General features: G+C 63.9%; 19 protein-coding genes. 11 read left to right on the forward strand and 8 right to left on the reverse strand.

Annotated features, from left to right (window positions below; genetic code table 11):
* Window positions 1–144: 144 nt before the first annotated feature.
* The 3 genes from ruvC to ispF form a co-directional block, all read right to left on the reverse strand.
* Window positions 145–708: a crossover junction endodeoxyribonuclease RuvC gene (gene ruvC, locus ACYOEI_RS04255; RefSeq protein WP_462848072.1), complete on the reverse strand. Its 564-nt coding sequence runs from the start codon at window positions 706–708 to the stop codon at window positions 145–147.
* A 37-nt stretch (window positions 709–745) separates the two neighbouring features.
* On the reverse strand, window positions 746–2,224 hold the full coding sequence (cysS, locus tag ACYOEI_RS04260; protein WP_462848529.1) for a cysteine--tRNA ligase: 1,479 nt from the start codon (window positions 2,222–2,224) through the stop codon (window positions 746–748).
* A gap of 69 nt (window positions 2,225–2,293) precedes the next feature.
* The gene (gene ispF / locus ACYOEI_RS04265; protein ID WP_462848073.1) at window positions 2,294–2,767 is read right to left on the reverse strand and encodes a 2-C-methyl-D-erythritol 2,4-cyclodiphosphate synthase; all 474 of its coding nucleotides are present in this window, start codon (window positions 2,765–2,767) and stop codon (window positions 2,294–2,296) included.
* A gap of 547 nt (window positions 2,768–3,314) precedes the next feature.
* Here ispF and csrA point away from each other — a divergent pair.
* The 4 genes from csrA (at window position 3,315) to rpsU (ending at window position 6,010) form a co-directional block, all read left to right on the forward strand.
* Window positions 3,315–3,509 carry a carbon storage regulator CsrA gene (csrA, locus tag ACYOEI_RS04270; protein ID WP_462848074.1) on the forward strand — a complete coding sequence of 65 codons (195 nt, stop codon included), beginning with the start codon at window positions 3,315–3,317 and terminating at the stop codon, window positions 3,507–3,509.
* Between the two features lie 304 nt (window positions 3,510–3,813).
* Window positions 3,814–4,854, forward strand: coding sequence for an aldo/keto reductase (locus tag ACYOEI_RS04275; RefSeq protein WP_462848075.1), 1,041 nt, complete (start codon window positions 3,814–3,816; stop codon window positions 4,852–4,854).
* A gap of 313 nt (window positions 4,855–5,167) precedes the next feature.
* Window positions 5,168–5,545 carry an RNA-binding regulator gene (locus ACYOEI_RS04280; RefSeq protein ID WP_462848076.1) on the forward strand — a complete coding sequence of 126 codons (378 nt, stop codon included), beginning with the start codon at window positions 5,168–5,170 and terminating at the stop codon, window positions 5,543–5,545.
* A 276-nt stretch (window positions 5,546–5,821) separates the two neighbouring features.
* A complete protein-coding gene (gene rpsU, locus ACYOEI_RS04285; protein ID WP_462848077.1) occupies window positions 5,822–6,010 on the forward strand; it encodes a 30S ribosomal protein S21 in 189 nt (62 codons plus the stop codon).
* Window positions 6,011–6,186: 176 nt separating this feature from the next.
* Here the strand turns inward: rpsU and purB are convergent, their stop codons facing one another.
* Both purB and ACYOEI_RS04295 read right to left on the reverse strand, forming a co-directional pair.
* Window positions 6,187–7,617, reverse strand: a complete 1,431-nt coding sequence (gene purB / locus ACYOEI_RS04290) for an adenylosuccinate lyase (RefSeq protein ID WP_462848078.1) — start codon at window positions 7,615–7,617, stop codon at window positions 6,187–6,189.
* Between the two features lie 69 nt (window positions 7,618–7,686).
* Window positions 7,687–8,916, reverse strand: coding sequence for a Glu/Leu/Phe/Val family dehydrogenase (locus ACYOEI_RS04295; protein ID WP_462848079.1), 1,230 nt, complete (start codon window positions 8,914–8,916; stop codon window positions 7,687–7,689).
* A gap of 118 nt (window positions 8,917–9,034) precedes the next feature.
* Here ACYOEI_RS04295 and ACYOEI_RS04300 point away from each other — a divergent pair, with 118 nt between their 5' ends.
* The 3 genes from ACYOEI_RS04300 to ACYOEI_RS04310 all read left to right on the forward strand — a co-directional run bounded on the left by ACYOEI_RS04300 (window position 9,035) and on the right by ACYOEI_RS04310 (window position 12,020).
* Window positions 9,035–9,880 (forward strand): creatininase family protein, encoded by an 846-nt coding sequence (locus ACYOEI_RS04300; protein WP_462848080.1) that lies wholly within the window; start codon window positions 9,035–9,037, stop codon window positions 9,878–9,880.
* Window positions 9,881–9,929: 49 nt separating this feature from the next.
* Window positions 9,930–10,913 carry an SCO family protein gene (locus tag ACYOEI_RS04305; RefSeq protein ID WP_462848081.1) on the forward strand — a complete coding sequence of 328 codons (984 nt, stop codon included), beginning with the start codon at window positions 9,930–9,932 and terminating at the stop codon, window positions 10,911–10,913.
* Window positions 10,914–11,660: 747 nt separating this feature from the next.
* Window positions 11,661–12,020, forward strand: coding sequence for an ArsR/SmtB family transcription factor (locus ACYOEI_RS04310; protein ID WP_462848082.1), 360 nt, complete (start codon window positions 11,661–11,663; stop codon window positions 12,018–12,020).
* 363 nt (window positions 12,021–12,383) lie between these two features.
* Here ACYOEI_RS04310 and ACYOEI_RS04315 read toward each other — a convergent pair whose 3' ends face one another.
* Window positions 12,384–13,967 carry a TolC family protein gene (locus tag ACYOEI_RS04315; RefSeq protein WP_462848083.1) on the reverse strand — a complete coding sequence of 528 codons (1,584 nt, stop codon included), beginning with the start codon at window positions 13,965–13,967 and terminating at the stop codon, window positions 12,384–12,386.
* Between the two features lie 349 nt (window positions 13,968–14,316).
* Between ACYOEI_RS04315 and ACYOEI_RS04320 the strand changes: the two genes are divergently transcribed.
* A complete protein-coding gene (locus tag ACYOEI_RS04320; RefSeq protein WP_462848084.1) occupies window positions 14,317–15,528 on the forward strand; it encodes a DUF1501 domain-containing protein in 1,212 nt (403 codons plus the stop codon).
* Window positions 15,529–15,652: 124 nt separating this feature from the next.
* Here the strand turns inward: ACYOEI_RS04320 and ACYOEI_RS04325 are convergent, their stop codons facing one another.
* Entirely contained in the window at window positions 15,653–17,098 is a 1,446-nt protein-coding gene (locus ACYOEI_RS04325) for a c-type cytochrome domain-containing protein (RefSeq protein ID WP_462848086.1), read from the reverse strand.
* A 108-nt stretch (window positions 17,099–17,206) separates the two neighbouring features.
* Entirely contained in the window at window positions 17,207–19,522 is a 2,316-nt protein-coding gene (locus ACYOEI_RS04330; RefSeq protein ID WP_462848087.1) for a hypothetical protein, read from the reverse strand.
* Window positions 19,523–19,871: 349 nt separating this feature from the next.
* On the opposite strand from ACYOEI_RS04330, the gene ACYOEI_RS04335 reads away from it, so the two are divergent.
* The 3 genes from ACYOEI_RS04335 to ACYOEI_RS04345 all read left to right on the forward strand — a co-directional run bounded on the left by ACYOEI_RS04335 (window position 19,872) and on the right by ACYOEI_RS04345 (window position 23,532).
* Entirely contained in the window at window positions 19,872–21,953 is a 2,082-nt protein-coding gene (locus ACYOEI_RS04335; RefSeq protein WP_462848088.1) for a molybdopterin-containing oxidoreductase family protein, read from the forward strand.
* Between the two features lie 59 nt (window positions 21,954–22,012).
* Window positions 22,013–22,318, forward strand: a complete 306-nt coding sequence (locus ACYOEI_RS04340) for a glutaredoxin family protein (RefSeq protein WP_462848090.1) — start codon at window positions 22,013–22,015, stop codon at window positions 22,316–22,318.
* Between the two features lie 278 nt (window positions 22,319–22,596).
* Window positions 22,597–23,532 (forward strand): Ig-like domain-containing protein, encoded by a 936-nt coding sequence (locus ACYOEI_RS04345; protein WP_462848091.1) that lies wholly within the window; start codon window positions 22,597–22,599, stop codon window positions 23,530–23,532.
* The last annotated feature ends 70 nt before the right edge of the window (window positions 23,533–23,602 follow it).

Here is a 23,602-nt window from a genome sequence, read left to right on the forward strand (position 1 = left end):
GTCCGCTCGCCCCGGACCCGGTCGAAGACCGGCGGGATGGGAAGGTCTCTCGACCCAGGTTGTTAACGTCTGTCCATCGTAAGGAGATGCCTCGATCGCGGTCAAGGAGCCGAAGCGCAGCTCCGCATCAAGTCGATCCGCTCGTCAGAGTGGCGGCAGGCCCTCGAAACCTCGGCGCGAGCGGTCGATCTGGAAATGGCAGAGGGCGATGGCGCATGCGTCGGCGACGTCGTGCGGCTCGGGGAGTCGCTCGAGGCCGAGCTCGACCTGGATCGCATGCTGCATCTGTGGCTTCGGGGCCTTGCCGCTGCCGGTCAAACTCTTCTTGATCCGCGAGGCGGCATAGCCGAAAACCGGCACGCCGTGCTGGGCCGCGGCGAGGACGATTACGCCACGCGCGTGCGCCATGAGGATGGCCGTCCTGGGGTGTTTCACGTGGCTGTGAACCTGCTCCAGGGCCAAGGCCGATGGCGGGAAGGCCTCGAGCACCTCGACCACCCCTTTGTGGATGGAGTCGAGGCGCTGGGCCATCGTCATCTTGGTCCCCTTCGTCCGGATGACCCCCGCCTCGACCACGAAGGGGCCTCGAGCGGAAGGGTCGACGACCGCATATCCGGTCACGTTCAACCCAGGGTCGATCCCCACGACTCGGCCTGCGACCGGGGGCCGCGCCACGTCTTCCTGAGTGCCGCGAGACATCGTCGCCATCCCGAATCCCTTCCTGGATCGAATCCGAAGCTCGCCCTCAGTCTGAGGGCGACTCGATCCGCCAACCGGTGCCATCGGGCCGATCTTCCAGCACGACGCCGAGCGCCGCGAGCTTCTTACGGATTTCATCGGCCAGTTGGAAGTTTTTCTCCTTCCGAACTTGTGTACGCAGTTGCACCAGGAGGTCGATCAACGGGCCCGTCAGTCGATCCTGGTCCGCCTCGGGCTTGGCCGGCGCCTCCCGGAAGAGGCCGAGGATCTGGGTCAGTTCCTTGAGGACGACCATCCCCGCGCGGTACTCGGCGAGCGGCTCGGTCGAATCGGGGCTGAGGTTGTTCGCGAACCGGTTCAGGGCGTGGACCAGCTCGTAGAGTTCGCCGATTGCGCCGCCGGTGTTGAAGTCGTCGTCCATCGCGTCGAGGAATCGCTGACGATGGTCCGCAACCTCGCCGAGGAACGCCGAGCCGCCGGTCTCCATGTCCTTCCGCCGAGTTGGCGCGATCAGATCATAGAATCGGGTCCCCGTCAGCCGCTCGAACCGCTCGAAGCCCTTCACGAACGTCTGGAGCCCTCGGTTGAGCTCATCGAGCCGCGACGGGCCGTAGTCGATCGGCCGTCGGTAATGGCTGGTCAGGAGGAGTGCCCGCAGGGTATCGGGGTCGTGGGTCCGGAGCAGGTCTTTCATCAGCACAATCGTGCCGGGGTCCGACTTCGAGATCTTCTTGCCGTCCTTCGTGAGCAGGCCGTTGTGCATCCAGTAGGTCGCGAACGTCTGGCCGGTGTACGACTCGGACTGGACGACCTCGTTCTCGTGGTGGGGGAAAACCAGGTCGAGCCCGCCGCCGTGGATGTCGAAGTGCGGGCCGAGGATCTTGGTGCTCATGGCGGAGCACTCGATGTGCCAGCCAGGCCTGCCGGGTCCCCAGGGGCTTTCCCAAGAGGGTTCGCCCGGCTTCGACCCCTTCCAGAGCGCGAAGTCGCCGGGATGTCGCTTGATCGAGGTCGGCTCGATCCGGGCCCCCGCCTGGAGCTCCTCGGGATCTCGGTGGCTGAGCTTGCCGTACTCGGGGGCGCGGGTGACGTCGAAATAGACGTCACCCGACGACGCATAAGCGAAGCCCTTGTCGATCAGCCCCTGGGTCATCTCGATGATGTCATCGATGTGGGCCGTCGCCCTTGGCATCTGGTCGATCCCGTCAACCGCGAGCGCCCGTAGGCAATTGAGGTAGTCGGCCGTGACTCGCTCGGCGAGTTCCTTGACCGTCGTCCCTTCCTTTTGCGACTGGACGATCAGCTTGTCGTCGACGTCGGTGATGTTGACGACCCAGGTGACCTCGAACCCGAGAAAGACGAGATACCGCTTGATCGTGTCGAAGATGACCGGGCCGACCATGTGCCCGACGTGGCTTTCGGAGTAGACGGTCGGGCCGCAGACGTACATGCCCACCTTGCCGGGGACGACCGTCTCGAACGGTTCCTTGGTCTGCGAGAGCGTGTTATAGACTCGGAGCGCCATAGTCCGTGTGGGCGTGTGAGGCACGCCGTCCCCTTCGACGTGGATCCCCACGCCGGATCGTGATTCGGTTCAGGAGGGTACGACCAGGATGACGGCCTCGCAGGCGATGGCCTCGGCCCGCCCGATCGGCCCGACGTGCTCGCCGGTCTTGGCCTTGACGTTGACGGCGGAGGGTTCGACCCGCAGGAGTCGGGCGAGGTTGTCACGCACGGCCGCCTTGTGCGGGCCGAGCTTGGGTTCCTGGGCGTGGATCACCAGGTCGCAATTCGAGGTCCGCCAGCCGGCCGCCTCGACCCGAGCCACGACCTCGGAGAGGAGGCGGGCACTGTCCAGGCCTTCCCATTTCGGGTCGGTGTCGGGATACAGTTCGCCGATGTCCCCCAGGGCCGAGGCGCCGAGCAACGCGTCGGCGACCGCGTGCAAGACGACATCCGCGTCCGAATGACCCACCAGACCTCGGGGATGTTCGATCCGGATCCCGCCCAGGATCAACGGCCTCCCCTCGGCTAGCCGGTGCGTGTCGTGACCGATACCCACGCGCAATTGGCTTCCCCAAATCTCGAACGACCCGCACGAAACCCGGCCCTCCGGTCGAGCCAGCCTTGGAGAATCGTATCGAGTTCGACCTCGCAACGCCATCCCCACTCGTCCTCGAGGAGGCGCCCAAGATCGTGTCTCGCGACAGGCAAGGGCCGAGGGGAGTGCTCCTCTCTATAGAGGGACATCGGCCGAACGTCCTCGAGAGCATGGTTGCTTCCGATCTGGGATCACCCCGGCCAAGTGGATCCCTATCGGCCATTCAGGCCTTCCATTCCCATTTTTTCCCGGTGGTCCTGTACTTTTGGGAAGAAAAGTCCCGGTGCTAGCGGTCCGACCTTGCGTCTAAAGCAACGGCTCCGAGTTTAGAAAAAATCTAAGTCGGCTAATTCTCATGATTTCCGACTGTTCTTGCAGAGGACCGCCGAGTATCGGCACACCTCGTGCTTACCTTTAACTTTCGTTCGCGGCAAGACGCCTGACGAAAGAATGGCGACTCGGTTGCGAGGGAATCGCAAGACCTTTCAAACACGATGTTTTCACGGAGGTAGTCATGCTGGTCCTGAGCCGCAAGCTGAACGAGAAGGTCATGATCGGGGACGGAATCGTGATCACGGTCGTCAAGATCGACCGGAACCAGGTCCGCATCGGGATCGAAGCCCCGGGCCACATCCCCGTGTATCGCGAAGAGATCCTCCCGCTGGTCCAACACGCGAAGGACGCCGAGCAACTCGCCGTTTGCTCTTGAGATCAGGGTGAGGAGGAACGGCGGTGCCGTCTCGACACACTCCGAGGGGTCGATTAGTTTAACAAGCGTCGAACGGGATTGACGCTGGTGAGGATCGACGCACCTCGAGCCCAGTCGGAGCGGATCGCCCATGAACGAGTTCAACACCCCTGAGTTGGATCGTCGCGGTTTCTTGAAAACAGGTGCCATTGCCACCGCAACGCCATTGGCCCTGGCCTCGCTTGGGCACGCAGCGCCCGATTCGGCGAAGAGGCCGACCCTTCCCGTTCGTCCCTTGGGGAAGACCGGTGTTAAGGTCTCGATCTTGAACCTGGGGACATGGAAGAGCCCCGGGGTAGATCGCCTCCTACGTTTCGGCTATGCCAACGGCATCCGCTATTACGACACGGCCGACTGCTACGGGTCCGAACCGGCCATCGCCAGTTGGTTCCAGGCGATGCCCGAAGTCCGCAAGGAAATCTTCCTCGTCACCAAGGACCATCCTCGGTCCCCGGGCGAGATGATCCCGATGCTCGACAAGCGCCTCGCTGCGCTCAAGACCGACTCGATCGACCTGTTCTTCATCCATGGCCTCGGAGACCAGCACGGCGTCGACGGCGCCATCAATTTGCTGAAGTCTCCCGAGTTCAAGGAGACGGCCGACGCGATCCGGAAGTCGGGCAAGGCGAGATTCATCGGGTTTTCGACCCACCATCGTGGACGTGCCCAGATCATCCAGGCCGCGGCCGACGTCGGCATCGTCGACGCGATCATGCTCCAGCACACGCCCTGGCTCGAAAAAGATAGTGACATGAACAAGGCGCTCGACGCCTGCTGGAACAAGGGGATCGGCCTGGTCTCGATGAAGCAGGTCGCCGGCCACGGCGAGCTCGACGAGCTGGTCAAGCGGGCGCCTGGGCTGAAGGAGAAAGGGCTCACCCCGTACCAGGGGTTGCTCCACGCCATCTGGACCGATGAGCGGATCAGCTCCTGCTGCGTCTCGATGCGGAATACCGACCAGATCCGCGAGAACAGCCTCGCCGCGAAGAATTTCGCTCCGATGAATCAGGCGCAGATCCGGGAACTACGCGATGCGTGCCTCGCCTCGAGGCCGACCTTCTGCGCCGACTGCGACGGACGTTGCGGCCGGGCCGGCGGGACCGATGCATCGCTCGGCGACCTGGCTCGGCTCATCACCTATCACGACCATTACGGATACCGGGGCGAAGCACGTCGGCTCTATTCCCAACTTTCCATGACCGATCGGGACTGGAAGGGCGCCGACCTCGACGCCGCCCGCGAGGCATGCCCCCACCATCTCGACTTCGCAACCTTGCTGGAGAGAGTCGAACGCCACCTCGCCTGAGTTCCGAATCGGCGAGCCGGACCCGACGCAGCACGAAGGCCCGGGGGGAAATCCCCCGGGCCTTCGTCGTCGTTGACCCCTGGATTATCCTTCCCTTGGGCTCTCGGAAGGCCTGAAATTCCCCTGGCACGCAGGAATTTCGCTTGAGTTTCCCGGATCGGCTTGACAATATTGTTTGATAGCGCGAAGCGTGCTACGCACCTTTGTTCCAGATAACTGACCATTGGCACGCTTCAATCGAAGCCGAGGCAATGACGCACCGACGTTCCGTAACGACGCGGACGCGGACGGATTCTGAACAAGGCCAGCGACCATGGGAAAGAACATCTACGTCGGCAACCTCCCCTACGAAACCACCGGTGATGATCTCGTGCAGTTGTTCCAGACCTATGGAACCGTCACGAGTGGCCAGGTCATCATCGACAAATTCAGCGGCCGGAGTCGTGGTTTCGGTTTCGTCGAAATGGCACATGACGACGAAGCGCAGGCCGCAATCGAAGCCTTGAACGGGACGCCCTATGGCAGCCGTCCCCTGACCGTGAACGAAGCCAAGCCGCGAGAAGAACGGAGCGGCGGCGGCGGTCGGGGCGGCTTCGGCGGCGGGCGCGGGGGCTATGGCAGTGGGGGCGGACGTGAGGGAGGCTACGGCGGTGGCGGTGGATACGGTGGCGGAGGCGGGGGAGGCTACTGATTTGAATTGACGGACCTGACTCCAGGTCGGTCGGGCGAACGCCGACACCGCCTCGAAGTGTGTTCGACTCCTCAATTTCCAGGCTCCCCAACGCCCGAAGAACTTGGCCAGGTCGCAATCCGTCTCGTCTCTGGTCCTGGCCGCGTCGATCCTTTATACTGGGGGATCGCATTGAGACGTTCGGGAGGAACCGGTTTCGACCGGAGACTTTCGTTTGATTAAGGTTTCCCGCACGGCGGGAGAGTCGAGCATGGCGGTGAACGGGAGGTTTTGCCAGTGGTGAAGTTACGGGTGCGTTCCGGCGAGTCGATCCAGGAAGCGGTTCGTCGCTTCCGCAAACTTTGTGAGCGAAGCGGTTTGCGCAAGGAGATGCGTCGCAAGGCTTATTACGAGAAGCCGAGCGAGCGCCGTCGCCGCGAGGAACTGAAGCGCCTTCGCAAAGCTCGTACGAACGCCCGCGTTTGAAGTCCTCGACTTCGACGCTCGTCTGCGCCGGGTCGTGCCTTGTCCCGGTGAACTCTCAGACACTCGGTTCCTGAGCCATGTCCGCGACGGGGTATCACGGGCTCGTCCCAAATACCCCGCCACGGAAGAGTTGGCTCTCGTCTCGCGTCTTCGCGAGGCTAAGAATGCCCGGTCGGTTACACGTGGACCTCACGCCGCTGCCCGCACTTCTCGGGGTAGGTCCGGCGGATCGGGTCCACTTCTCGTTTGATGAACTCGAGTACCTGCCCCGGTGACCGACCAACGAACTGCGACGGGTCGACGAGAGCTTGATAGTCGAGGGCCGGGAACGACTCGTCACCTCCCAACCGGGCGATCAGGTCGTTTTCTTTCGCCCCTTCTTTGAGGAGGGCGGCGGCCGCCATCGAGTGGGTTCGGATCTTTTCGTGGAGCTCTTGCCGGTCACCTCCCGCCTGGACGGCGGCCATGAGCAGGTTCTCGGTGGCCATGAAGGGAAGCTCGGTTGCCACGTGCTGCCCGATCACGGCCGGATGGACGACGAGACCCGGCACGACATTCAGGTACAGGCTCATCAGGGCATCGGCCGAGAGGAAAGCCTGCGGCAAGGTCAGCCGCCTCACCGCACTGTCGTCGAGTGTCCGCTCCAACCATTGCGTGGCCGCGGTCTGCGCCGCGATCGGGGCGAGGCCCATCGCAAACCGGGCAATCGAGCACATCCGCTCGGCTCGCATCGGGTTGCGCTTGTAGGCCATGGCCGAGGAGCCGATCTGGCTGGACTCGAAGGGCTCCTCGAGCTCTCGCTCGTGAGCCAGGAGCCGCAGGTCCGACCCGAATCGGTGGGCACTCTCGGCGAACCCCGAGAGGCATGCCAGGACCTGAGAGTCGATCTTCCGAGTATAGGTCTGGCCCGAGACCGTCAGGATTCGATCGAACTCGAAGGCCTCCGCCACCTTCTGGTCGAGTGCCTCGACCTTCGACTCGTCGCCGTCGAAGAGGGCGAGGAAGCTCGCCTGCGTTCCGGTCGTTCCCTTCACACCGAGGAATTTCAGGTCGGCGATCCGGCGCTCGATCTCGTGAAAATCGAGGATAAGCTCATAGCACCAAAGGGTCGCACGCTTCCCGACCGTCACGAGCTGCGCGGGCTGGAAATGGGTGTATCCCAGGCACGGCAGGTCCTTCCAGCGAGTCGCGAACTCTCCGAGTTGGTCGATGACCCCGACGAGCTGGTCTCGGATCAGGATGAGACCCTCGCGGAGCAGGATCAGGTCGGTATTATCGGTGACGTAGCAGCTCGTCGCCCCGAGGTGGATGATCGGCCGGGCGTTCGGCGCGGCGTCGCCATAGGTATGGACATGCGCCATCACGTCGTGCCTGAGCCGCTTCTCGTGGGCACGGGCCGCATCGAAATCGATGTCGTCGACCAGGGCCCGGAGCTCGGCGATCTGCGACTCGGTGATGTTCAGTCCGAGCGAGCGCTCCGCCTCGGCGAGGGCCACCCAGAGCTTCCGCCAGGTCGAAAACTTCCGCTGGTCGGACCAGAGCCGTGCCATCTCTCGGCTGGCATAGCGAGCGATCAGGGGATTCCGATAGACGTCATGTTCACTCATATTTCGATCACTAAACCTGTGAGAGACAAGAAACCCAACCCGAGAGCTTAGCGAGGCGTCCCGACGCCATTAGATACCGCCGAGGACCCGGGCCCGGCCGACTCGGGAGATCGCCAGCATGAACGCGGCGGTCCTCAGGCTGATCGAACGTCGCTGGGCGAGGTCGTAGACCTTCGCGAAACTCTCGACCAGCCGGCCCTCTTCTTCCCGGCGGACCTGCTCCAGCGACCATCGGAAATGCTGGAGGTTCTGGACCCACTCGAAATAGCTGACGACCACACCACCGGCATTCGCGAGGATGTCCGGGACCACCGGGATCCCTCGAGAGCGGAAGATCTCGTCGGCCTCGGGCCAGGTCGGGCCGTTGGCGGCCTCGATGATCAGCTTCGCCTGAACGGCCTTGGCCATCGAGGCGTCGAAGACGCCCCCGAGAGCGGCGGGGATCAGAACATCGACGGGCGACGTGAGGAGTTGCTCATTGGTGCTCGCATCGCCGCCGGCGAACCCGACGACCTTGCGGTCGTCGGCGACGTGCTTGTCGAGCGCGGGGATGTCGATCCCCTGGGGATTGGTGATCGCCCCGTAGGCGTCGGAGACGGCGACGATCTTCCCGCCTTGTTCGTGGAGGAATCGCGCCGTGTAACCGCCGACATTTCCATACCCTTGGATAGCGAACGAGGTCCCCTGGATCGTCTGCTTGAGCCTGGCGAGCATCTCCCGGGTGATGATCGCCACGCCGTATCCCGTGGCGGCCTCGCGGCCGGCCGAGCCGTGGAACTCGACGGGCTTGCCGGTCACGCATGCGGGGTGAAAACCATGAAACTTCGAGTATTCGTTCATGATCCACGCCATCACCTGGGCGTCGGTCCCCACGTCGGGCGCCGGGATGTCCTTGTCCGGGCCGATGAAGTCGTGGATCTGCTGGACGAACTTGCGGGTCAGCCTCTCGAGCTCGCCTTTCGAGAGCTTGTTGGGGTCGCAGTTCATCCCCCCCTTGCTGCCGCCGAAGGGAATGTCGACGATTGCCGTCTTCCACGTCATGAGGCTCGCAAGCGACCGCGCCTCGTCCTGGTCGACGTGGGGGTGGTAGCGCAGGCCGCCTTTAAACGGGCCTCGCGCGTTGTTGTGTTGGACCCGGTAACCGACGAAGTTTCCGATCCGGCCCGAGTCCATCTCGATGGTGACCTCGACGCGCAGCTCGCGATCGGGCGCGACCATCAACGTACGCATGTTGTCGGTCAAGTCCATCAACGATGCGGCCTGGTCAAAATAGTAGTTCGTGGCTTCGAAGGCTTGCATCGGATGGTCAACCCGCGGTTAATTGGAGCGTCGAGGCGGACGCGAGAGAACCCCGACCCGATCGTACCGGACCGACGCCGACGATCGCAATGGCATGACAGGTCCGCAAAGATCCGACATGGCCATGGTCCCCTCCTTCATGACAACTTCGGCGGACGCGCTCGGATCCGCCCCAACCCCCGAAACTACCGCGATGATACGCCCTTGGCGACTGGCCGAGACCAACTACGGTTTGATCAAATCGCAGCCGCCCTTCGAGGTCGCGGTGCTCCCGCTCGGGGCGACCGAACCCCATAACCTGCACCTCCCTTACGGGACCGATACTTACCAGGTCGAGTTGATCGCCGACCGCGCCTGTGCCGTCGCGCACGAGCGAGGAGCCAGGGTGGCGCTCCTGCCCCCCCTGCCCTACGGGACCGAGACCAATCAGATGCGGTTCCCGATGGCGATGAACCTCAACCCGACCACCATGGCGCGGGTCATCACCGATCTGGTCGACTCCCTCGAGACTCACGGCGTCCGCAAGTTTCTCCTGCTCAACGGCCACGGCGGCAACGACCTCAAGTGGATCCTCCGCGAGCTCCACACCAAGACCAAGGTCCACATCTTCCTCTCGCACTGGTACAAGATCGCGGCCGACCACGACGCAACGATCTTCGAGGATGCCGGCGACCACGCGGGCGAGATGGAAACCAGCATGATCCTGGCCCATTTCCCCCACCTCGTCTCGATGGATCAGGCCGACGCCGGGACCATGGCCCCGACGCGGTTCGACCAGGTCAACCGCAAGTGGGTCGAGATCACCCGCCCCTGGCACTTGCTGACGACTAATTCGGGCGCGGGGGATCCCCGCCCCGCCACAGCGGCGAAGGGCGAGGCCCTGACCAAAGTCGTCGTCGACCGTCTCGCCCAGTTCCTCGTCGACCTGTCGGCTAGCCCCATCGACGACACCTTCCCGTATTGATGCGAGCCCCAACCGGCTCTCTTCGCGGAACTCTTCCGGCGACCAACTGATGAATCCATCCTGCCCAGCCCGACTGTTGACCCTGCTGCTCACCCTGTTCGGCTGGGGAATGCTCGCGGGTTGCGCTCCGGATGTCCCCTCTCAGCCCGCGCCGGGGGTGAAGTCAAAGGCGAAGACCGAGGCCCGAACGACGTCGACGAAGACGTACACGCTCGTTGGCGTCGTCCGAAAGATCAACGCGAACGCGAAGGAGGTCCTGATCGCCCACGAGGCGATCCCCGGGTTCATGGGGGCGATGACCATGCCCTTTTCCGTGAAAGATCCTGCGATCTTCGAGGATCTTCGCCAGGGCGACGAAGTGGAAGGACCTCTCCGGGTCATCTCGGAAGGGGGTATGGTCAAAGATTACGAACTCGTCGACCTCGTCGTCACCAAGCCCGCGCTCGCCGAGCCGAAGGTCCTGGAAGGCTCGGGACGTACGCTGGCGATGGCGACCGCCCCCAAACGACTCGAGCCGGGGCAGGAAGTCCCGGACTTCACGATGACCACGCAGGACGGCCGGTCGCTCCGCCTCGAAGAGCTGCGAGGACACGTCGTCGTGCTCACTTTCATTTACACCCGTTGCCCCTTGCCCGACTTCTGCCCGGCGATGGATCGGAAGTTCACCGAACTTGCCAGCAAAGTTTCGGCATCTCCGAAGCGAGCGGCCCAGGTTCGTCTCCTTTCCGTCAGCTTCGACCCCGAGCATGACACGCCCGAAGTCCTCCGCAAGCACGCGGCAATCCAGGGAGCTCGCCCTCCTCTGTGGACCTTTGCCGTGGCGTCCCACGACGAACTCGCCAAGGTGGCCAGCCCCCTCGGCTTGATGTATGGCCCCGCAAAAGACGAAATCATCCATAATCTCTGCACGGCGATCATCGATCCCAGCGGCAAGCTCGTCCAACTCGCCGTCGGATCGACGAACAAGAATTGGTCTGCGAGCGACATGTTCAAGGTCATCGCGCCTTTGGCGACCCCTTCGACCGGTCCCTGAGCCAAAGAGCACTTCGGTCCCGCCGCCAATCCACCCATACAGACCCCAAGCCAGCGACTCGCCGGATTGCTTGTGTCCTGCCCAAACCTCGTCCCTCGCGACTTGCGTCGATCGTCGAATCGACGCCTCGCCCGTGGAAGGAAGCGGCTCGCACGTGACGTTCGGGGCCCCGATTTTGGGACCGTCATCCATGCTTGTCAGTCATCACGACCGGTCCAAGCGAACGCGTCGGATACGCCGCGTCATCTCGAGTCCTGCTGAACGCTGAGTGCCCTGCAAGAGATCAAGCCGACTGGCTAGGGTTCCGAATTGATGCGTGTGCGCGCAACCAATTGTTCGCAGACGATGCCACATCACCACTTCGGTCGGCAAACTCGCGGGATTCGTTCAGGTTCCACGGGAGATCGAAACGTATCGTCCGGTCATAGATCCGGATCTCAAGCGAAGATTGGATAAATCGAAGAACGTGACGATTGCAAACCTCGATAGTGTGTTGTAGAAAGTGGAGGTAGATGTTGTCACGCGCCCAAATCGTGATGATTCCGTACGAGCCGACGCCTTCGATCGATCCCACCGCTTGGCGGCGGATATGGCTCCCCCGGCCATCCATGATCCCGAGTTATTTTGATTGGACTGTTGTAGTCCAACGGGTCTCGCGGCCCTTCCGTCCGCCCCGAAGCGGAGGGGTTGCCGGTTAGCTCCATCGAGGAGCGGCGCACCGACGATTCGGGGCAGGAGCGTCCCGCCATGGCCTTAGCGAAGACCACACCGAAGATTGTTGTCGGCACCAAGCCCGCGTCGGGGAAGTCGAAGGGCGCGAAGACGGTCGACCAGAGGGCGCAGCAGGCCCGGAGAGCCTCAATCCTGCTCAAGCACGTCAGCGACGCTACCCGTCTCCAGGTCATCTTGACCCTCGCCGAAGGCGAGCACCACGTCGGCGCCCTCTGCGACCAGTTGAGCCAGAGCCAGCCCGCGGTCAGCCACCATCTCGCCTTGCTCCGCCACGGCGGCATCATCGCCCCCAGGCGCCAGGGCAAAAACAACTTCTACAGCCTGACCGAGACCGGTGCGAACCTGGCCGCCGTCGTCAAGAGCCTGATGGCCTGAGCCGTCTTTCCGAAACCCGGCTTGCGATCTTCCGAGCCGGGTTCTTGCGTCGCCGACTCATCTCCCTTCCCTTGTCGAAACACGCTGAAAAGGGCGGACGGTGTTCGTTCTCGGCGACGGGACAAACGTGGTCTCGACCTGTGAACGATCGAGCGGCATCTCTTCGCGACAAGCCCGAACCGCCAGCGAATGGACCCTCTTTGATTTCGCGCGTAGGAATTGACTCGCTGGCGGTTCGGGATTGTAAAAACTCATCACGAGGGCGTTATCGGGTGGATACATTCCGAGTGTGATCCTCTTTAACCCTTCATCATGCTCGCCTACGATCGTACAAGGGGACGAACCGCACGGGGCTTCCAAACCTCAGGGAAGGATCCGCTGGCCCAAGGTCGTGTTCAGCGTCAGCATGCTCCGGCGATGACGCGACATCGTGTCGAGATATTGCTTGACGGTGTCGTTGAAGCTCCGCTGGGCCTCGAGAAAGAAGGTCAAATCCTTCTCTCCCCCCGTGTAGAGGCGATAGGAATCACCGAGGACTTGCTTCGCGTCGGGGAGGATGACGCGTTCGATCTCCTCCACCATCTTCCGACTGACCGAATACTCGCGGTACGCAACGGCCACGTCCGAGACCGTCTGACGCTCCAGGTTCGCCAACTGGATTTGGGTCTGGGTCACATTCAGTTTGGCCCGCTGAATGCCGCCCTGGTTGCGGTTATAAATCGGAAGTGGCGCGGTGATGCCCACGGCCCAAGACGTGGAGCTCTCGGCGTTGAACGGCTTGTTGTTCTGATACGTGTAGGGTTGATAAAGGACGTACACGTCGCTGAAGCGGTTCGCCAGCGCGAGCCGGACGTCGGCCTCCGCGCGTTGAATTCCCAGGCGGAACGAGACGAGATCGGGGCGGACCGTCAAGGCGATCCGATTCAACTCTTCGAGGGGGGGCGGCGGCGCGTAGCGGTCGAAGATCGACCCGCGAACCTCCAGAGACTCGACCTCGCCCGGCGGCAGATTGAGGAGTGCCCCCAATGCCTGCTTCGTTTTGCTGTACTGCTGGTCGGCGTCCAACAGGCTGATCCGCGCGGTGTCGAGTTGGATGTCGACGCGGCCGACGTCCGCACGGGTCGAGACGTCCAGGCTGTATCGCTTCTTCTCGACCTCCAGGAGTTTCTCGAAGCCCTGCACGCTGCTCTTGGTGTAACGCACGGTCTGCCGAGCAACCAGGACATCGACGAAGGCCTGGTAGACGCCGTCGATATTCTGACGGATCGCGTCCTGATACTGGGCCTCGAGGACCCGCTTGGCCCGGCATGCGACGGCCGTCCGGGCCTGACGTTTGTGGGACACGTCCAACGGATAAGAGATATTCACGTCATACTGAGTCGGACCGCCGGGATTGGCCTTGTTGAAGTGGCCGTAAGGGATGAGCTGGCTGTCCGCGTAGAAGATCGGATTGGCCCGCAGGCCCGCCTGGAGGATGTCGGCCTGGGCCTGAGGGATCTCGAAGAACTTTGAACGGAGGTCGAGGTTTTCGCGCAAGGCTCGGTCGATCGCCATTTCCAAGGTCAAGCCGTGCGGAGGTCCTTCGTCCTCGACCAGGTCGGGGAGCGAGAGCGAGCCGTAGAGCTTCGTCGACGGGGCTGGCTTGGGCTTGGGCGCCGTGATTCCCTGCTGGAGGGCGGTCGGGGACGAGGTGGAACCGGGCATCGTGATCGACGACGGGACGTGCGGTGTCGTGACACCGGGTCGACCGCTGAGAATCGGGTCACCGGATCCGGGAGCGTTGATGACGCTCCCGCCGGATCCCGGGGCGCTGCCCAGCAAGGATCCCTCCGTGCCCGGCAACTGCATCGAAGTGTCGAGAGTCGGGGCCTGGCCCCTCGCGTCAGGGAGGGCCACGAACCACGAGAGACTCAGGACCAGACATAGCCGCAAGACGTCACTTCGCATGACCTCGGTCGCCCTCCCATTCCTGGATCCGAGGCGATCGCCGGGGCACTCTCACCCGACGAATCGTGGCGTAGCCTCCGCTACGACATTTCCATGACTAATGATCGGACAAGAGGGCGAACGACGTTGAGCCATCTTTCCTAGTCGTCCTAGACACCCTATTTCCGCTAAAACCGTTGTAAGCCATACGACCGGCAGGATTTGACCGAGTCATTTCGGGACATCGTCTCCTGGTTCGAGAAAGTCGGCACGGGTAAGGTGTCGTGGAGCGACGCGTAAAACCAAATTCGGGGCGTGGTTTGGTCGATCTCGTCGGTACGCCCGTCCATGACGAAAGGAGCCGAAGCGTATGCGTTCGACCGATCAAGGGACTTCGGAGTCGAACCCGGACGTCACGAGGCGGGACTTCCTGCGAATGGGGAGCCTCGGCGCCTTGGGCCTTTCGCTGGCGGATCGGTCGATGGCGGAAGGACTCGCCGCGACGTCGAGCCGTTCGGTCATCCTGCTGATGATGGTCGGCGGTCCGAGCCAGTTGGAGACCTTCGACCCTAAGCCCGACGCCCCCTTGGAGGTTCGCGGGCCATTCTCAACAATAGCCACCGCGATACCGGGCGTGCGGATCAATGAGCATCTTCCGAGGCTGGCGCGTCGGATGGATCGGCTGTCGCTGATCCGGTCGCTCCGCCACGACTCGGCCCCGATCCATGAGACCGGACAGCAGCTGGTGCAGACCGGCCGCCTTTGTCGTCCAGGTGAGGATCACCTCCCCCACTTCGGCTCCGTCGTGTCACGACTCGGAGGGGCGCCGGCGCACGTACCCTCGTTCGTGATCCTGCCTGGTCCGATCGGCAGCACCGGCGTCGACATCTCGCACGGCCAGTCGGCCGGTCCGTTAGGCTCGACGTTCGACCCGGTCTATCACGACCCCGAGTTGGTTACGGTGGACCCCGACAACGTCCGACTTCGACGCCGAGGAGTTTTCGACCTGAGCGCCGAGCACGATTCGACACGCGAGTCTTACGGTCGAACTCGCTTCGGGACCAACTGCCTGCTCGCCCGACGACTCGTGGAGTCGGGCGTGCGTGTCGTTACGGTGAACATGTACCAAACCGTTTTCAAGGGCAAGACCTGGGACTGCCATGGCCGGCACCCGTTCAGCACGCTGGACGACTACGCCAACGACGTGCTGCCGACCTTCGACCTCGCCTTCTCCGCCTTGATCGACGACCTCGAACGTCGAGGGTTGCTCGAGAGCACTCTCGTCATCGCAACCGGCGAATTCGGCCGGACCCCGAAGCTCAACGCTGCCGGCGGCCGAGATCACTGGCCGGGCGTCTGGAGTGCCGCCCTGGCCGGGGGCGGGACGCGAGGGGGCCAAGTCATCGGCGAGAGCGACCGCCATGCCGCCGAGGTCGCCGACCGTCCCGTCCACCCCTCCGAGCTCGTCGCGACGGCCTACCGCAGTCTCGGGATCGACCCCGCCCGATCGATCACGCTCGACGATGGGCGGAGGCTCGCCCTGCTCAAAGACGCCAGCCCGGTCCTCGAAGCGTTTGCCTGAGGCACCCGTCACTTGTTCCGGTTGATGCCGAGACTCCTTTTCGGGGTCATGGCCACTCAACAAAAACGAGCCCGGGATTCCGAAGAATCCGGGCTCGTTGAGAGGCTATTCGCTCCTCCTGAAGTCACTTCGTGGTGACACTCGCCTGGGCTCCCGTCTTGAAGCCGGGTGCGGCGATGAGAGACTTGCCCGGCTTCCCGTCAGCGAAGTTCCAGAACTTCACTTCGCCGTCCCAGCTGCCCGACGCGATGGTCTTGCCGTCCTGGGAGAGGGCGAAGGAATAGACCCAGTCCGCGTGACCCGACAGGGCCCGGACCGCCGCGCCGTTGGCCGCGGTGAAGACGCGGACGACCTTGTCCGAGCTGCAAGCAACGAGTTCCTTGCCGTCGCTCGTGAGCTGGAGCTTGAAGACGGGGCCGCCGAAGCCGCCGACTTGACGGAGTTGTTTGGCGTCTTCGTCGGGCGACCAGACGCGGATGAGATTGTCCTCGCCGCCCGTGTAAACGCTCTTGCCGTCGGGGCTGAACGCCGCCGTGTAGACCGGCTGGGCGTGGCCGGGGAAGGTGACGATCGACTCCTTCTTGACGACGTCGAAGACTTTACTGGTCTTGTCGCGGCTGGCCGAGGCGAGTCGCTTGCCGTCGGGGCTGAAGACGACGTCGTAGATCCAGTCGGCGTGGTCTTCGATGGTCGCCAGCTCCTTGCCCGACTCCACATCCCAGATTCGGATGGCCCGGTCGGCCCCGGCCGCGGCCAGGGTCTTCGAGTCGGGGCTGAAGGCGACGGCGAAGACGCAGTCGCCGCTCTCGAGGAGGTCGCGGACGGGCTTCCCTCCGCCGTTCGGCTCGGCGAGCCAGAGCTTGACGCCGCCGAATTGACCCGGGTCGCCGCTGGCGGTGGCGAGCCACTTGCCGTCTCGGCTGTACTCGATGTCGTACACTCGCTCGCCCAGCCCGCGCAGCCTGCGGTCGAGGGTTCCATCGGCCTGCTTCCAGAGGTTGATCTCATGGTAACCCGACGCGGCGAGCTCGTTGCCGTCCGGGCTGAAGGCAAGCGCGGTGATCGGGACCGCAAGGCGATAGCTTTCGGGAATAACGACCGGGGTGTTCTTCCTCAGGACCACGGTCCAATCCTCCGAGGGATCGGCCCCGTCGTATTTGGCCCCTTCCTTCACCCAGCGCTCGACGAGGGCGATCTTCTCGGCCTGCATCGGATCCTGCTTATAGGGCATCCGAGGTGAGCCGTCCGGGCGGAGCAGTTCGACGAATCGGCTGGCGTCCGGGTCGCCGGGTTCGAGGGTGATGCCTTCCCCTTGCTGCCCACCCTTGGCGAGCAAGGTGAATGTGGTCATCGTGTACTTGCTCTCGGACTTCTTCGGATTGTGGCAGGCGATGCAGTTCTCGACGAGGATCGGCGCAACGTCCTTCATGAAACTGACGGTCGGCATCGTCGCGGCGGCCGCGGGCTTGGCGTCGGCGGCGGGCTTATTCGGCTCGTCGGCCCCTCGAGACACCAGCGTCGAAGCGATCGCCAGGAGGAGAGCCAGGGGGAGCGTGCGGACTCGGGGCATCGGACAACTCCTCGATAAGTGAGCCGCAAGGTCGCGGATCAGCTCGCGTCGATTCAGCATACAATACCGCGAGGCCCGGCCGGAACGCTCTGCCGGGTCCGTCGCCGGCTACTTCGCCGGCACCACCTTGACCGAAAGCGGAGTCGGCGGAGTGGCATAGTCTTTCTTGTTGATCTGAAATGAGATCGACACATTGGCACCCGCCATCGCCGCGGCCGCCTTCGCGTCGGCGACGACCGCCACGATGAAGTCCGCCTTGTCGGGCGCGAGCGTGATCGGGTCGGCCTTCAGCCCCGCGGGCAGGCCGTTGACCTTGACCGTCACCGGTTCCTTGAACGGCCCTCGACGGATGACCTTCCCCTTCAACTCGAGGGTGGCCCCGGGTTTCAGCTCGATCGCGGCCGAGGCCAACTCCAACGCGGCGGGTCGGACCACATCAACGGTTACCGCCGGCAGCGCGATCGTGCGGTCGACGTTCGCGAACTTGCCCTTGGCCACCAGGCCGATCGTCGACGTTCCCAGCGGGGCTTCGACGGCGGCGTTGATCGGGACCGCGCCCTCGGCGGCCTTTTCCGCCAGGTTCGCCGCCGGCACGGCAAAGCCAGGAGGCATTGGCAGGGCCGTGACCGCAAGAGCAGCATCGGCGCCGGAGGTCCTCGCGAGCTTCACGAGCAGTGGCGAACCGAACCCGTGGACGATCTCCAAAGGTGTGGCCGGTGCCTCGAGGGCGACCGGAAGAGCCTGCGCGGGCGCGGCGGCCAGGCCGACCTGGGTTACGGTCTTGGTCGCGAAGGTTCCCTGCTGCGCAAAGATCAGGGCTTTCTTCGCGGGGGAGACGATCGGCCCCGACGGCCCCTGGGCTTCGCCAACCACCTCCAAGGGAGTCGCCCCGAAGGCTGCGTCCGGAACGGCCGAAACGGAAAGGGCTCCCAAGGTTTGCCCTTCGGCAATCGTCCCCGGTCGCACCGAAAGTCCCGGGGGGAGATGATGCACCGTCAGGTTGATCGGCCCGTTGTATCCCTTGCGAGTCGCCACGACGCCGATGAGGGCGTTCCCCCCTTTGGGAACGCTGACCTGGGGATCGTTAAGGGCAACCTCGAACGTCGGGACGACCGGGGTCGCCACAATCCTGTATGGGAATCCGACACCCCCTCGCTTTTCGAGATCCCGGAGCGTCAGCGTGAGCTCAGTTACCCCGGCAGGCACGTTGAAGTCGAGCGATGGGTCGGGAGACGCCATCGCCGGCTTGCCCGCCTCCGTCGGGATCACCCGGTCGTCGGCGGTCGCAAGGACCGCTTGATTCGAGCCGAGTACCTGGAGTACGCCATCGAGCGCCGAACCTTGCTCCGACGCGACCACCTCGAAGTGCAGCGCCTGGCCCGGGGTCACCGCGAGTGTAAACCGATCCTCGTCGCCGGCCGGGTCGATCCGGCCGTTGAGAACAACCGGCACTCCGACGCGAACGCTCGCCGCGTTCGGGTCGGAAGGCTCCCTCACCTCGAGGTGGTCGTTGGCCTCCAGCGAATTCAAGGACTCGACGTCCGCAAGCTGACCCGAGGGATTCGTCGCCGTTGCCCTCACGGTGAAAACGTTTCCAAGAGGAGGAGCCGTCACGGTCGCCGCGGCAATGCCGAGTTCAGGAATCGTGCCACCGCGAAGCTCGAAGCCGACCGTTTCGCCTCGGCGAGCTCCGATGGGAAAGACTTCTTCGGATGCGGGCACCGCGCCGATCACGAGACGATAGACCGGTCGGCCTCCCCCCTGATACCGCGAGTCGGAGAGTTCGACGATGTAGTCGGTATCCTCGGGAAGCGTGACGAAAAGTCGGGCGTCGGTCAGGAGTCCGGCGGAGTCTTCGGCCGCGGCGATGAATCCACGGGCCGCGGTCATCAGGCGAATCGTCGGGTCGACGCCCGAGCCGATCCTCGCGCACTGGGCGTCGATGATGATCCGCTGCCCTTTCTTTCCGGGGAACCGGAAGAAGTCGACGTCGTTCCCGGCCGACGTCCCTTCGACCACCGCCGGAGCCGGGATGCTCTGGGCCAACTCGAAGCTGCTATTGTCCTCGGCCTCGACGACCCTCGGCAATTGCCCGACGGTGAAGAGGAACGAATTTGAGATCCCGTCGTCGGTCTTGACCCGAATCGGGTAGACCCCGAGCGGTGTGTCGCCCTGGACGTTGATCTTGAACTTCCACGCGGCGGGATTCGGGCTCGCGGCCGGGATCGGCTCCGCCTGGAACGCGAACGGGGCGATCAACTGCGGATTGCCCGCGAGATTGGCCCCGGCAATGGTGACTTCCGTCGCCTCCCCTTTCCTGACGCCAAAAGGGGTGGTCTCCTGGATCAGCGGAGGATCGGCCCAGGCGGTTGCGGCCGAAATAAGCCCGAGGGCGGCGACCAGGCCGACGTGGAAGCGATTCATGGGGGATCTCCTCGATTCCGGTCGCGGCCGGAGGATTCGGGCGGGATCGGTGGGTCGGTCCCTAGCGGGCGGGCGGACGAGCACGGGCGGGTCAAGGCAAACTCAAACGTCGCATGACCTTGGCCCTTTGTCAAGCGCGGCCTCCGGCCGGCGCGTGTCGATCCGATCGGTATGACCAGGAGTTGAGCCGCCGACCGAGAATTCGACGGCAATGAGGATGCGAGACCTCGATCCCTGGACCGGTCCCTGGCCGAGCTATCGATCGAGCGTCGTTTCGCCGTAGAATCCTGGGGTCCGACACGGATTCGTCTCGGGTTTGTCCACACTGCCCCGTCCGGAGCTCGTGCCGATGTTGCCCGTTTTGAAGACGGTGACGAAGTGCGTCTGCCCGCTCGACTGCCCCGACACGTGCAGCGTTCGAGTGACCGTCGAGGACGGCGTGGCGACCGAATTTCGGGCGGACCGGGATCATTCATTCACGAGGGGTTTCCTCTGCCAGAAGATGGCCGGTTACCTCGATCGTGTGTACAGCGACGAGCGGTTGCTGCACCCGTTGCGGCGAGTCGGCCCCAAGGGAGAGGGTCGGTTCGAGCCGATCGGCTGGGACGAGGCGCTGGGTGAGATCGCCGAACGGTTCGGAGCCATCGCCCGATCGTCGGAAGGTCCGCAGGCGATCCTTCCGTATAGCTACTACGGGACGATGGGAAAGCTCCAGGCGAGTAGCCTCGACCGTCGCTTCTTCCACCGGTTGGGCGCCTCGATCCTGGACCGCGCGATCTGTGCGTCGGCGGGAAGCTCAGGGTACGAATACACGGTCGGCCGGGGTCGCTTCGGGGCCGATCCCCTCGGCGTTCCCGGTTGCCGGTTCCTCGTCAACTGGGGCTCGAACACCGCCAACACGAATAGTCACCTCTGGAGCCTGATGATCGAGGCGAGGAAGGCAGGGGCAACGATCGTGACGATCGACCCCTACCGCAGCCCGACGGCCGCTCGCTCCGACTGGCACATCCAGCCGAGGCCGGGGACCGACGGGGCCCTGGCCCTGGGCGTGATGCACGTGATCTGGCGCGACGGTCTCGAAGACGCCGACTACCTCGCTCGGAGCACCGTCGGCGCGGACGAGCTACGCCGAAGGGTCCTCGACGAGTATCCTCCCGAACGCGTGGCCGGGATTACCGGAGTCGACGTCGAGACGATCACCGCCTTCGCCCAGCGCCTGGCCCGAGAGCAGCCGTCGTTCATCCGGCTCAATTACGGTCTCCAACGCCACTACGGCGGGGGCATGGCCGTCCGCACGATCGCCTGCCTCCCCGCCATCATCGGCTCCTGGCGCTATTACGGCGGCGGCGCGTTGCTCTCGACGAGCGGGACGTACGACTTCGACATGGGCCGCCTCACCCGCCCCGACCTCTCGCCCCCGGGGACGCGCACGATCAACATGAATCGATTGGCCGATGCCCTCGCCGGCGAGCTCCCCGGGCCTCCCGTGCGCGCCCTTTACGTCTATAATTGCAACCCGGCGGCGGTCTCGCCCGACCAGAAACGCGTGATCGAGGGACTCCTCCGCGATGACCTCTTCACCGTCGTCCACGAGCAGTTCGCGACCGATACGGTCGACTACGCGGATATCGTCCTGCCGGCCACCACTCAGCTCGAGCACCTCGACGTCCACGGCTCCTACGGACACCTCGACGTGATGCTCAACACGCCGGCCATCGCCCCTCGGGGCGAGTCTCGCTCGAACAACGACGTCTTCCGAGCGCTGGCCGGACGGCTCGGCTTCGAGCCCGAACTCTTCCCCGACGACCGGACGCTCATCCGGCAAGCCCTCGACGGGGGCCCGAATGTCAGGGGAATCACCCTCGAACGCCTCGAAGCCGAAGGTTCCGTCCGGATGAACCTGCCTTCCGATTACACCCCGTTCGCCGAGGGGAGATTCCCCACCCCCTCGGGTCGTTGCGAGCTCTACTCGGAACGGATGAAGGCCGATGGCTACGACCCTCTCCCGACCTACATCCCGCCTCGCGAGGATCCCCAGACTCGTCCCGACCTCGCGAGATGGTTCCCGCTCCAGTTGTTGACTCCACCCCGGCCCCAGTTCCTGAACTCGACGTTCGCCAACCAAGAGCGCCACCGATCGCTCGCAGGCGACCCCACCGTCGAGCTCTCCCATGAGGACGCCGACCGTCGGAACCTCGTCGACGGGCAATGGGCCGAGGTCTATAACGGCCGGGGCCGATTCCTCGCTCGCGTCGCGCTGAGCGAGGCCGTCCGCCCCGGGGTGGCCGTGGCCACCGGGATCTACTGGAACAAGCTCAGTCCCGGCCGAGGGAACGTGAACCAGACGACGTCCACGGGATTGACCGACATGGGCGGCGGCGCGACGTTCTTCGATAATCTCGTCGAAGTACGGGCATCCGACGAGTTTTGAAAGAATCTTGACACGGACGAGGCCTGCACCGATCAGGTCGTCAGGAGTGATTGCCGAGGATGATCTCCTTCCTATCCCGTTGGAAGCAGCGCCGGTCAAGGCCGGACGCCTCGCACTTGCGATTCACGGTCTACTCGCGGGACCGCTGCGGCTGCTGTCACACCGCGCTGGCCCTCCTCGAGGAATTTCAACGCCGGCATCACTTCGCCATCGAGGTCGTCGACATCGACAACGACCCCGAGCTCGTCGCCCTCTACACCACGAGCGTGCCCGTGATCGCCCTCGATGGGAAGGTTCGGTTCAAGGGGATTGTCAACCCGAGACTCCTCGAGCGCTTGATCGCGGCCGAGGCCCGCCGCGAATAAGTCCTCCCTCTTGCCCGGCCTTCGCGATCACTGCTGCCTCATTTGGTGAGTCGCACCACGACCGATTTCGAAACTTGCGGTAAACCGGCTGGCAAAACTTGAATCGATTTGGTAACAACTCCGCCTGCCGCGGGCGAAGGAATCGCCCCGGCCCATATCTCGAGAGATGCCCCCACTCTGAGTCGCCGACAGTGAGCTGTCCGTTCGGAATCGGGCGCGGCTTTTTGCCGAGCCGTGACCGCTCCCCGTCGTGTCGGCGCTCGAAGGAGATTCGCGCGATGGACCGCCGCCGTTACGTCCCCTCGGCCGAAGGTCTGGAGGGCCGCGCACTACAGGCGAACTTGCTCGGCAGCTCGACCAACAGCCTGGCCAATAACCCGGCGACCGACGTGCCGGTCACGGCGATCCAGAAGCAGCTCCGGATCGACCACCTCCCCTATTACCTGCGGCAGCTCCAGCCGGGTCGCTACCTCCCCGGCCCGACGATCCAGGCGCTCCAAACCGATATTGCCGCGATCAAAGGCGTACTCCACAAGCCGGACCCGGTCACGCTCGAGAACTATAATAGTCTCATGCAAGACCTCGTCCCCAAGGCGTCCGTCAGCGCCTCGGACGCGAACGCCTTGAGCCACGCATTCGGAGTCATCCTCAGTAACGCAGGGGCCACGGACAAGCAGGTCGAGAACCTTCAGTCCGGCATGAACGACCTCGTGAAGGTCGACTCGCAAAGCCGGCAGCCGACGTACCTGACCACGAACGACTATTCGCTGGTGCTTCAGTCGATCCTGGGGATCGGCCGGCCGATCGTCAGGCCCGAGGTGCCCACGATCGCGCTCAAGGACGGCACGCGAAGCGAGCCCGGATATGGCGTCTCGAACGTCCGCAAGCCCACCCTCGTCGGGACGTACGGCTCCGGCAATACGGTCGGGATCTACGCCTCGGACGGGACGACGGGCTTCAACAGCAAGGGCGTCGTCATGCAGCTCCTCGACAGCAACCTGAACGTTGTTGGCGAGGGGAAGGTCATCGATGCGAACGGGGACTATCGCATCACCGTCACGAACCCGCTCCCCAATGGCGTCTATACGTTCTACGTCCGGGCCGTCGACCCGCAAGGGATGCAGAGCATCCCCAGCCCGGCCTTCCACCTGAAGGTCGCGTCGAAGGAACCGATGCCCGAGCAATCGGTCCCTGGCGGGCCGCTCTCGGTCTGATCGATCCAACTCGGAGGGTCGAGGGTCCCAATCTGATGGGACCTCTCGACCCGAGTTCGCCTTTAGACAC

The organism is Singulisphaera rosea, assembly GCF_054877945.1.